8 protein-coding genes, 1 tRNA gene, 1 other RNA gene and 1 pseudogene are annotated in these 11,213 nt (G+C 61.7%); 6 read left to right on the top strand and 5 right to left on the bottom strand.

The window, feature by feature from the left end:
* Positions 1–139: 139 nt before the first annotated feature.
* Positions 140–228: transfer RNA gene (locus HMPREF3155_RS05740), tRNA-Ser, on the bottom strand.
* A gap of 186 nt (positions 229–414) precedes the next feature.
* Here HMPREF3155_RS05740 and ffs point away from each other — a divergent pair.
* The 6 genes from ffs (at position 415) to recR (ending at position 6,204) form a co-directional block, all read left to right on the top strand.
* Positions 415–511, top strand: an RNA gene (gene ffs / locus HMPREF3155_RS05735) — signal recognition particle sRNA small type.
* A 100-nt stretch (positions 512–611) separates the two neighbouring features.
* Positions 612–1,883, top strand: coding sequence for an aspartate aminotransferase type Ic (locus HMPREF3155_RS05730; RefSeq protein ID WP_070432793.1), 1,272 nt, complete (start codon positions 612–614; stop codon positions 1,881–1,883).
* 69 nt (positions 1,884–1,952) lie between these two features.
* A complete protein-coding gene (locus HMPREF3155_RS05725; protein ID WP_061920101.1) occupies positions 1,953–2,429 on the top strand; it encodes a suppressor of fused domain protein in 477 nt (158 codons plus the stop codon).
* A 56-nt stretch (positions 2,430–2,485) separates the two neighbouring features.
* Positions 2,486–5,029 (top strand): DNA polymerase III subunit gamma and tau, encoded by a 2,544-nt coding sequence (locus tag HMPREF3155_RS05720; RefSeq protein WP_061920103.1) that lies wholly within the window; start codon positions 2,486–2,488, stop codon positions 5,027–5,029.
* 65 nt (positions 5,030–5,094) lie between these two features.
* Positions 5,095–5,469 carry a YbaB/EbfC family nucleoid-associated protein gene (locus tag HMPREF3155_RS05715; RefSeq protein ID WP_061920106.1) on the top strand — a complete coding sequence of 125 codons (375 nt, stop codon included), beginning with the start codon at positions 5,095–5,097 and terminating at the stop codon, positions 5,467–5,469.
* 78 nt (positions 5,470–5,547) lie between these two features.
* The gene (recR, locus tag HMPREF3155_RS05710; protein WP_061920107.1) at positions 5,548–6,204 is read left to right on the top strand and encodes a recombination mediator RecR; all 657 of its coding nucleotides are present in this window, start codon (positions 5,548–5,550) and stop codon (positions 6,202–6,204) included.
* Between the two features lie 140 nt (positions 6,205–6,344).
* On the opposite strand, the gene HMPREF3155_RS05705 is transcribed toward recR, so the two are convergent.
* From HMPREF3155_RS05705 to HMPREF3155_RS05690, 4 genes and pseudogenes are all read right to left on the bottom strand, one after another.
* The gene (locus tag HMPREF3155_RS05705) at positions 6,345–7,130 is read right to left on the bottom strand and encodes a type 1 glutamine amidotransferase (protein ID WP_061920109.1); all 786 of its coding nucleotides are present in this window, start codon (positions 7,128–7,130) and stop codon (positions 6,345–6,347) included.
* Positions 7,123–8,409 (bottom strand): Mur ligase family protein, encoded by a 1,287-nt coding sequence (locus HMPREF3155_RS05700; protein WP_061920111.1) that lies wholly within the window; start codon positions 8,407–8,409, stop codon positions 7,123–7,125. The genes HMPREF3155_RS05705 and HMPREF3155_RS05700 overlap by 8 nt, the downstream gene beginning before the upstream one ends.
* A 484-nt stretch (positions 8,410–8,893) precedes the next feature.
* Positions 8,894–9,994: pseudogene (locus HMPREF3155_RS05695) on the bottom strand (DNA polymerase III subunit epsilon); the annotation flags it as partial.
* A 56-nt stretch (positions 9,995–10,050) separates the two neighbouring features.
* Positions 10,051–10,944 (bottom strand): hypothetical protein, encoded by an 894-nt coding sequence (locus tag HMPREF3155_RS05690; protein ID WP_141744818.1) that lies wholly within the window; start codon positions 10,942–10,944, stop codon positions 10,051–10,053.
* Between the last annotated feature and the right edge of the window lie 269 nt (positions 10,945–11,213).

The raw sequence follows: 11,213 nt of genomic DNA, 5'->3' as shown, positions 1-11,213 counted from the left end.
CCTGGGGTGGAACTGCTAACAACGTAATGGGATGTCGGGCGAAAGAAGCTGGGGGAGGGTGTCGGGCAGTGGCGCCGGACCTAAGAAAACGTAACCCAAGAAAACGCAAATGGTCCCAACTCCGAAGAGCTGGGACCCGTGGCGGAGGATAGGGGATTTGAACCCCTGAGGGATGTGACTCCCGCACGCGTTCCAGGCGTGTGACATAGGCCGCTAGTCGAATCCTCCGTTGGAAGACTCTACACGAGCAGGCCCCAAGGAAAAATTCGTACTGCGCACTCCGGGTAGGCCGACCTGCGTCCGGCGCTAGTGGAGTAGCCGTAACAGCGGCCGCAGCGATGGGAAGGAGCGGGGCCGCGGCGATTGGGGGCAATAACGGTTTGCCGCAGGGGTAGCAGGCGCGCTAGGCTTATCGGCAGGATTCCGCGTGGCGTCCATCCTCTGAACTCCCCCAGGGCAGGAATGCAGCAAGGGTCAGGAGGCTCTGACGGGTGCGCGGGGTCCCTTTTAAGTTTTCTGGGTGATAAACATTACAAAAGCTGCACGCAAGCGTTAGTATTGGTTGCCATATATTCGCAACTACCCGCAACTAACCCGGAAGGTGGACAGGAATGTCCCTGCTCAATCTCGAAAAGTCTGAGCTCGACGAACTCGCAGCGAAGGTTCGTAAGGACTACGAGGAGCTGAAGGCTATGGGCCTGAAGCTGGATTTGACCCGCGGCAAGCCCGCAAAGGCGCAATTGAGCCTGTCCAACGATCTGCTCGAGCTGCCAGGCGCGGGCAACTATTCCGACGCCGCAGGCAACGACCTTCGCAACTACGGCAACCTTGAGGGCATCAAGGAACTGCGTGAGCTGTGGGGCAAGCTGACCAACATCGACCCAGAGCTGCTGTTGGCTGGAGATTCCTCCTCCTTGAACATCATGTTCGACCTCATCTCTTGGGCTTATGCTTTCGGTACCAATGAGTCCGAGCGTCCGTGGTCCCAGGAAAAGACCGTCAAGTGGATCTGCCCGGTTCCGGGTTATGACCGCCACTTCGCTATCACGGAGCACTTCGGCTTCGAGCTGATTTCGGTCCCTATGCTTTCCGACGGCCCCGATCTCGGCGCCGTCAAGGAATTGGTCAAGGACCCGCAGGTCAAGGGCATGTGGACCGTTCCGATGTTCGGTAACCCAACTGGCGTGACCATCTCCGAAGAGATCGCCCAAGAGTTGGCCTCCATGGAAGCCGCAGCGCCAGACTTCCGCATCATCTGGGACAACGCTTACGCGGTCCATACTCTCACCGATGAGTTCCCGGAGATCCTGCCGATTCTCGACATTGCAGCTAAGGCAGGCAACCCGAACCGTTTCTGGGCTATGTCTTCTACCTCCAAGATCACCTTCGCCGGAGCTGGCGTTGCGTTCTTCGCGTCCTCCCGCGAGAACTTGGATTGGTACCTCTCCCACGCGAAGATTCGCGGCATTGGGCCGAATAAAATCAACCAGCTTGCTCACTACCAGTTCTTCGGTTCCGCCGAAGGCGTGCGTGCGGTCATGCGCCGCCACGCGGCGCTGTTGGCTCCGAAGTTCAACGCTGTCCTGCGCATCCTTCAGTCCCGCCTGGGCGAGTACGAGGTCGCGCAGTGGACCGAGCCGAAGGGCGGCTACTTCATCTCCCTCGACGTCGTCGATGGCACCGCCACCCGCGTCTGGGAGCTGGCGAAGGACGCCGGCATCGTGCTGACCAAGGCTGGCTCTGCCTTCCCGCACGGCGAGGACCCGAATGACCGCAACATCCGCTTGGCACCTTCGCTGCCACCGCAGGAAGAGGTCGAGGCTGCAATGGACGGCGTCGCAACCTGCGTGCTGCTCGCCGCTTTGGAGAAGTTGGGGGCTTAAGCCATCAATTCCGACGAGACTTCGTACTGGCTAAGCCAGGTCATTCCCGTTCCGCTGGAGTTTAAAAACGTGGAAGGCCGCCGGCTTGGTTTAGCCGCGCTTGACGACGCCCAGTCCCTCGCCGTTACCACCACCTTCGGCGAGGTAGACACGGGGCTCAAGCATGCGGAGCAGGGCGTCGATGTGCGTTGCGAGCTGCTGACCGTAGCGCGCGCGACGCAGCCGGAGGTAGCTGCTGCGGTTACTGCGGCTGCAGAAAAGCTGATCAAGGCCCGAGGCATGCTGCCGGCCCAGCCGGGCATCATGCTGCCGGAGATACTTTCGGAAGATTCGCTCAACGTGCACCATGGTCTGCTGATCGCGCCTTATTTGTGGGGCGGTAGCACCCCTCAGCTGCCGGAGGACGGCCGGCTGACTTTGGTCTGTCAGCTGCTGATGCTTACCGATTCAGAATATGCCTATGCGGTGGAAGAGGGCGTCGCCAAGCTGCAGGAAGCAGTAGCTGAACAGGGCGTCGATATCCTCGATTGGAAGCGCGCCGGCTAGCTTGCTCCGCCCGCTGCGGGGGAGAGTGTCGGGCACAGAATGTAGACTGACTAACCGTGGCTCTATACCGGAAATATCGTCCAGCAACGTTCGCGGAAGTGGTCGGCCAAGAGCAGGTCACCAAGCCTTTATCCGCTGCCCTCGACGCAGGGCGTATCAATCATGCCTACCTGTTTTCCGGTCCGCGCGGCTGCGGCAAGACCTCTTCAGCGCGCATTATGGCCCGCTCGCTCAACTGTGAGCAGGGGCCTACGTCTACCCCGTGTGGCGTGTGCGAGTCTTGTGTTTCGCTGGCACCAGGTGGCCCGGGCAATCTGGATGTAACTGAGCTTGACGCGGCTTCCCACAACGGTGTGGAGGACATGCGTGAGCTGCGTGACCGCGCGTACTATGCACCTGCTGAGTCGCGCTATCGCATCTTCATTATCGACGAGGCACATATGATTTCCGCCTCGGGCGCCAACGCGCTTCTGAAGGTGGTGGAGGAACCACCGGAGCACGTGATCTTCATTTTTGCCACCACCGAGCCGGAAAAGATCATCGGCACCATTCGTTCGCGTACCCACCATTACCCGTTCCGCCTGCTGACCCCGCCGGCCATGAAGGGCCTGTTGGAGCGCACTGTGGCTTCGGAGGGCGTGCACGTCGATGATTCCGTGTATCCCATGGTCATCCAGGCCGGTGGCGGTTCCCCGCGTGATACTTTGTCTATTCTGGATCAGCTCTTGGCTGGTGCGGGGCCTGACGGTCTGACCTATGACATTGCGCGTCCGCTGCTGGGCGTGACTGACCTAGGTCTGTTGGATAAGACCATTGAGGCGCTTGCCGAGCAAGACAAGGCAGCCTTGTTCATGATCGTCGACGACGTCATTGAAGCCGGCCACGAGCCACGTCGCTTTACCATCGACCTTTTGGATCGCCTTCGTGATCTCATGATTCTGCAAGCAGTGCCGGGTGCTTTGGAGGCCGGCTTGGTCTCGGCCCCGACCGACCGCGGCGAAATCCTTTTGGCCCAAGCCCAGCGTTTCACCGGCCCACAGTTGGCTTACCTGGCAGAGACCGTCAACAGCCGCATCTCTTCGCTGCGTGGCGCTACTTCGCCGCGCCTGCTTCTGGAGATCCTGTGTGCTCACCTCTTGGTTGGCTCTGCGCCTGCAGCAGCCGCCGCGGGCCAGACTGCTGCGCTGCCACAGGGCATGCCCGCTGGCTCACCGCAAGGCGCTTCCGATGGAACGCCTGCTGCCGGCCACGCAAATACCGCAGTTTCCAACCAACCTGCACCCGCTACTGCCCAAGCTCAAGACCCTGCAGCCGCGGCGGCTGCCATCATCGCTGCTCGCCGTAACCGTCAAGCTCAACAGCAGGCACAACAGCAACAGGCCCAGGCGCCGCAGGCTCAGCCGGAGCAATCGGCATCTGCACAGCAGCCGCAGCAGTCCGAGGAACAGCCAGCTGAGCGCGCCGAACAGGCGCCTCAGCAGCGAACCGAGACTCAACCTGTACAGGAGTCTGCTCAGGAACCAGCCAAGGAACCGGCACAGCGGTCTGCTCAGGAACCAGCGCAGGAACATGCAGTTGATGTCGCGGAGCAAGTGCGTTCGCAGTGGTCGAACCTTCGCGCGGCCGTGGGACGTCGCAACAAGGTTGCAGAGATCATGCTCGCTGAGGCGCGCGTGCTTGGCTTCCGTGATGACACATTGATTTTGGGACACACCACTGGTGCCCTTGCGGAGCGAATCAATTCGCCGTCCAACAACGATGTAATCGTGGCAGTTCTTAAGGAAGAGCTGCGCCGTGACATCAAGGTCAACTGCATTATCGGCACCAACCCGAAGGCAGCAGGCTTTAGCGAAAGCACTCCGCGGCAGCAGCCAACGTGGAACCCAAACCAGCAACAGCGCGAGTCCGCTGAGTCAGAACAGGAGTCTGAGAGGCCTAGCCCGCAGACTGAACCCGAGCAGCAATCGGAGCAGTCTGCCAGCGCATCTGCGTCTGCATCTGATGATCCGTGGGGAGCACCGCGACCTATCGGCACGCAGAACAACGAGCCTGCTCGCGAAGAGAGCCCCGGGCCAGTGACACCGGCTGCGGCATCGGCGGCTGCGGCGGCCGCCACAGCGGCGGCAAGCGCGCATCAACCTGCACCGCAAGCTACTCCGCCTGCGCAGGTGCAGGCCCCGCGTCAGCAAGCAGCGAAGCCGGCACAGCAGTCATCCCAGCAGGGTGGTGACTGGCGTTCGCGAATTGCGCAGGCTTCACAGGTGGCACAGAAGCGTGACGAGGAATTCAACAAGATTCCGCAGTTCGGCAACGGTGTACCGCTGCCGCCCGAACCAGCGCCGGAAGACGATTTTGAGGCACCACCAGAGGAGTACTATCCAGCTGACCCGCAGCCCAGCCAACCGGGGCTGGGGCAGCAGAACCAGGAGATGGGGGCGTCGGCAAGCACTGCGCAACCACCGCAACAGGCCTACTCCCGCGATGAACAAGAACGCGAAATGATGGAGGAAGCCCAAAACGCCGGCGAGATGGACCACCGCAGCTCCACGGAAGTTGCGATGGAACTGCTCACCAAGGAGCTAGGTGCACGGCGCTTGTAGTTAAGCGTCTGTACACTTGACGGGTAGCGAAAATCTTAAAGAAATTTACGTTGAAAGGACTTTCCATGACTGACCCAATGTCCCAGGCAAATGACATGAACGACCTGCTCGCACAGGCTGCCCGCGTGCAGGCTGAGCTGCAGAAGGCACAGGAAGAAATCCTGGCCGCACACGTTGAAGGCACCGCAGGCAACGGCCTGGTTAAGGTTGTCATGACCGGCGGCGCAGAGCTCGTCGACCTCCAGATCGATAAGTCCGTTGTGGACCCTGAGGACGTTGACACCCTCCAGGACCTCGTCATCGGCGCTTTCAAGGAAGCACACGCTGCCGCTGGCAAGCTGGCTCAGGAAAAGATTGGCCCGCTGTCCCAGGGCATGGGCCAGTCCCAGCAGGGCTACGATGGACCTTCCTTCCAGGATGTCTTCGGCGGCAACCAGTAGTCGCGCGTTAAACTAAAAGGCCGTTATTCCCCGCAGTGGGGGAAGCGGCCTTTTTGCATTTCATAGATAGGGAGAATCGTGTTCGAAGGACCTCTGCAGGATCTCATCGACGAGTTTTCGCGCCTTCCGGGTGTCGGGCCGAAGTCGGCGCAGCGTATCGCTTTTCACGTGCTGCACATGGATCCGGAGGACGTCGACCGCCTGCAAAACGCGCTCGGCGCGGTACGTGATGGCGTGACTTTCTGCCGTATCTGTTGCAACATCTCGCGCGAAGAAGTCTGCCGAATCTGCGTGAACTCGCAGCGCGATGCATCCACTATTTGTGTTGTAGAAGAGCCTAAGGACATCCAGGTCATCGAGCGCACCGGTGAGTATGAGGGGCGCTACCACGTTCTAGGCGGCGCTTTGGACCCGCTGGCGAACGTGGGCCCGAAGGACCTCAACATCTCCGTGCTCTTGCAGCGCATCGGTGGTGTGTTGCCTGACCGCGAGCTGGCGGATTCCACCCCGGACGCGCCGTTGTATGACACGACGCCGGAGATCAAAGAGGTTATCCTCGCAACCGATCCGAATACGGAAGGCGAGGCTACCGCGGCCTACCTGGTGAGGTTGTTGCGTGACTTCCCGGATCTGAAGATCACCCGCCTCGCATCAGGCATGCCGCTGGGCGGCGACCTTGAGTTCGTGGATGAACTGACACTGTCCCGCGCGCTGTCGGGTCGTTTGACGGTGTAGCTGTCTTAGCAGCCGCCCTAATTGCCGGATTGTGGCGCCAAGTTGCGCGAAAATGGCGACGATTTGGCATTTAGGGCGGCTAAGGCAAGCCGGGCTAAGGCAAGCCGCGAGCGTCAGCTGAGCGCCCCGCAGTTGCGTGTCTAGAGCTGCGAGCGCGGCGGCTTTGATGCGTTGAGGCGCTCGGTGCGCAGCTTGTCCACGGCCGGGATGTCGAGCGGTTCTAGGTCTGTGAGCGCAACGCCCATGGCCTTGGCCAGCAGGAGGTCAGCCAGCTGCGGGTTGCGCGCCAGTGCCGGGCCGTGCATGTAGGTGGCGATGACGCTTCCCTGGACGGCGCCTTCGGCAATGCGCTGCTCGGCGGCGTCGGAAAGATCGGCGGTGGCTGCGGTATCGGCGTTGCCCTGGCCGCGAATGAGCTTGCCCAGCGGCTGTGCGGCGGGGCCCAAGATGGTGGCGCCCATGTGGTTCTCGAAGCCGGTGAGGGTTTCGGTCAGCTCCGCGGTGATACCAGCGCCGGTCGGCTGAGAGGAGACCTCGCCGATGGCACGCTCAGCCATGGAGGCCGTGGTGGCGTCGATGAGACCGACACCGTCAATAATCTGGCCAGAGGCACGGAAGGACTCGCCTAAAACCTGCAGGCCAGCACAAATTGAAAGGATCGGGCGGCCAGCCTCAGCCGCGCGGGTCAGGCCGCCGTCTTTGATGAGGTGCTCCGCCGCGAGAATCTGCGCGGTGTCCTCACCACCGCCGAGTGTGTAGACGTCGAGGGAGTCAGGGACTGCCTCGCCTAGCTTGATCGGAACGATCTCAGCCGAAAGACCGCGCATGCGGGCGCGCTGGCGCAGGACAAGGGCGTTACCGTCGTCGCCGTAGGTGCCAAGCACGTCGGGCAGAATGAGGCCGATTTGCAACTGCGTCTTAGCCATTGGCGTTCTCCTTTACTTTGCGCTCAAGCGCCTTCTTCAAATCACGGAAAGCGGTGTAGTTAGCCAGCACCTCGATGCGGCCCGGTGGGCAGGACTCGATGGCTTTGACTGGATCCGGGATGAGCTCGTGAGAGATATCGGCGTAGACCAAGCGCACAGCAAGGTCGGTGCCGCGCTCGCCGGCGGCCTTGACCGCGAGGTTTTCAAAGTCCTCGAAGCGTACGTCCCACAGCCAGGACATATCGATGCCGTCTGCCACGTGGCCGTTGGTGGCAATGACTAGGCCGTCGGCAGAGCGATCCACCATGGACAGGGCCTCCTGCCAGCCGGCTGGGTTTTTAGCCAGCAGCAGGCGAATTTCACGGTCACCCAAGGTGATGGTGGAGTAACGGCCGGCCACGTCGTTGACGGATTCGGTGGCGGCGATGGCCTTGGCCTCGTCCACGCCGAAGCCTTCCACTGCGGCGGCGATGGCCTGGGCGGCATTGCCACGGTTGGCGCGTCCAGGCAGGGAGAGGCTCAGCTCCTTGTCACCCTGCGGAGTGTGCAAACCATCTTGGTCTACGCGCCAGGTTGGGGTGGGGCGGCGGAACTCGCGGCCGTCGGGAAGCGGCTTGACCGCACGCCAATCATCCTCATCACGCACGATGTGGCCGCCGGTGCGTGGGCACGTCACGGACTCGCCGAGCCATCCAGCGCCGGCGGAGACCCAGATGACGTTCTTGGCGTCGTAGGCCACGGAAGTCATGAGGACATCGTCGCAGTTGGCGATGACCAGCATGTCTGGGTGGGCTTCGACGGCGCCGCGCAGAGCGCGCTCGATCTTATTGATCTCACCGACGCGGTCGAGCTGGTCACGGGAGAGGTTCAGCAGCACCAGCGCCTGCGGATTCAGGTTGTCTGCCACGTGCGGAACGTGCAGCTCGTCTACCTCCAACACGAGGTGGGAGGCGTCTTTGCCCGCCATGAGCGCGGAGATGATGCCAGCATCCATGTTGTCGCCGCCGTCATTGGTAGCGACTTTGTGCTCGCTGCGTACAGCGGCGGCCAGCATGCGGGTGGTGGTGGACTTGCCGTTGGTGCCGGTAACCAGCACCGCAGGGCGGCCACCGCCGAGGTTAGCCATGATCTGTGGATCAATCGCGCCAGCGATAAGGCCACCGATCATTCCGCCGGCGCCTCGTCCGGTTGCGCGGGAGGCGGTGGTGGCCAGCTTGGCAGCGGTCGTGGCGGCGTTGGTACGCAATGAACGCAACGTGCCGGAAAGGTTAAAACTCATGCCCCTAGGGTAGTCGCGTCAGCCCGCGGGGCGGGTACTTGCGCGCCTAGTTTTGGCCGGAGTTTTTATTCTTGGCAGACCCATTTGCCCCGGAGCTGTTCTTTCCGGAGCTGGTTTGGCCCTTGTTGCCCTGCGAGTTTCCGCCCTTGGGCTTGCCACCACGCCGGCCACGGCCACCGCGGCCGCCACGGCGCCGCCGCCGTTTGTTGCCACCCGAGTTCCCAGAGCCGGATTTCTCCTCGTTCTTCGGATTGCCGCCGGGCTTGGCGTTGGAAGAATTGGGATTTTCGTTTGTTTGCTGACTATTGTTCTTCTGCTGGTTGCGGCCGGAGGATTTGCCCGAGCCCGACTTACGGCGCGAGCGCCGCCTATTAGCGCTGCCGGAGCGGCGATTATTGCTGTTCGGCACGTGTGCCTGACCGCGATTATCGGAATCCTTCTCTGGCTCCGGCTCGATTGCTTCTTGGATGCGCTCGAGCGCTGCAAGGAAAGCAGTGTCAGACATCAGCGGGATGCCCTTGCGGTGGGCGTGCATGGGCTTGCCCACGAAATCGGTGGTGATGTTGCAAACCACCAGCGAGGATTCGCGCGTGAGCTTTTCCGAATAGTTGAGCTCTTCACGTGCGATAGCCGCGATGATGGTGTCTGGATCTTCCATGATCTCTGGCGCGACCACGATCTCCATGCCGCGGTGCAGCTCCTTGCCAGGAACATATTTGCCCGGATTGTGGTGCTGACGTGGGGATTCTGCGGCGTCGACACGCACGTGCGAGCGCTGCAAACCAAAGCGATCCGCGCGCAGCTCATCTGGCGCGTATGCACTACGCGTGCCGGTTGCTTGATGCTGATAGAGGCGGTACAGCAGCTGGGTTTGCTCGCGGGAGGTGGCGGCCTCGCTGCGTTGGGCACGTTCAACGGTTGCGGTGGGTGGAGCTACATCAAGGCCGCTGCGCTTGGCGACGGCCGCGAGGCGGACATCGTTATCCCACACCCCCTGGCGGCGGGCAGTGGCCAAAGTATCGACGATGCTGACCGGGGTAGGAACGTGGCCGACCTTCTGGCGGCGGCGCCTGCCCTTATTACGGTTGCGGTTTCGCGAGCGATTCTGGCGCGCGGCGGCCATCATGGCGCGACGCGCCTCGGAGACAATGAAACCCCAGGTAAATGGGGTATCGTGCACGATCAAGGTGCGGCCGTCAATTAGCCGATCAAGTGGCTTGAGCAGCCGCGAGAAAGACTGGCCTTCTGTTACTTCCTCAATGCTAAGCCCATGCAGGTGCCGTGGGCCCGGGTTGGTACCAGGGTTGATGACGGCGTGGAATTCTTGGCCTACCTCGTTCTTTTCGTTATAAGTCAGGGCATCGATGGCAACGAGGCGCCCAGTAGAAGGATGAATGCCGGTGGTCTGCACCGTGAGTGCGACGAAAGGGTAGGCGGCAACGGCCTCGGCCTGCGCTATTTCTTGCGCGCTTGGCTGCTTGCTTTCTTTGTCGGTACTAGCCCGGCCGGGATTGTGCGGGCGGCCAGCAGCCAGCGCGGCCGGTGAAGGCGCGGGGGCTGAATCGGGGCCGGGGGTGGTGCTCATTGTTTTAAGTGTAGTACCCCGGCTGGACACGTTGGCTCAACGGGCGAGCGTGTGACCTAGCCGCGGATGATGATGGTTCCTGGCGTGATGGGCTTCCGGGTCGTTGTCGTTGGGGAGGCCGGACGCGTGGTCGAGTTAGGAGTCGTGGACTCCTCGGTAGTGCATGCTTCCGTAGTTTCGGTGGTGCTTGCTTCCTTAGTTGGGGTAGGAGAGGAGGAAGTCGAGCTCGGCTCCGATGTCGTCGGCGTGGTGGAGGTTGCCGGTGATTTCGGGATGGTTGTATCCGTGCGGGTAGGAGAAGGTACAGTTCGCGTTGGCTCGGTTGTACTACGCGGTTGGGTAGAAGGTTCCGTCGTTGGGGTGGCCGGCGGAAGCGTCGGGACCGGCAGTGGCGCTGGAAGGTTCTGGTCGTCACCAGAAGTATGGCGCGGCGACGTTGGGCGGGAAGGACCGCGTGGGTTTTCCTTGTTGCCCTCGAGCGTGGTCTGCGCATCTGGCGCAGCGAGGACGTGTTCGGCGGAATCCCGGGAGCTTTCGTCTGTGTTGGGTTCTGCGGTGGGTTCGACGGCGTCGGAAGTCTGCTTCCGTGTAGCTACAGCACTGCGGTCTTTGGTGCCTTCGCGGGAATCCTCGCGAGACGTGGTGCGTGAGCCAGGCTCTGCCGTGGCTTTTTGGGCGCTGGAAGTGCCGAAAATGTCCCGGTAGGGCGAAAGACCGCGTGGGAAGACTGAGTCCTCATAGGAGCGGCTTTGTGCTTCGGTAGCTTCTTCGCGAGCCTGCTCATCCACGGAAAAGATGGAGGCCGCGAGGTTTGCGCCACCGCCGACGATGATCGCTGCGCTGGCAGCGGCCACGAGTTTTAGTCCGGCACTGCCGCCGACGAGAGGCATGGAGGAGGTCTGCGAAGACATCAGCGCCAGCGACGCCAGCGACAACGGCACGCTTGTCATCAGACTGCTCATCGGCATAAACGACAAGGCGAGGCTTGCCCTCATCCATGCAGTAATAGGCGCGTGCTACGGCGAGCAGGCCACTGTTTTGGTAGCTCGAAACGGTATCGGCCAAACGGTGGGCGTCATCATGGCTAAGCGAGGCGATCTGCACACCATCGACCGCCACGTTGACGCTGCGGCGGCCAAAGAAACGGCGCGCATGCAGGGTGACCAAGAAGTGCTCGGCGGATTCCGGGAAGACGTCCATCTTGGACTGGAACTGAGTG

Origin of the sequence: Corynebacterium sp. HMSC06D04 (assembly GCF_001807315.1) — a bacterium.
Lineage (GTDB): Bacteria > Actinomycetota > Actinomycetes > Mycobacteriales > Mycobacteriaceae > Corynebacterium > Corynebacterium simulans.
This window is presented reverse-complemented; position numbering and strand designations above follow the sequence as displayed.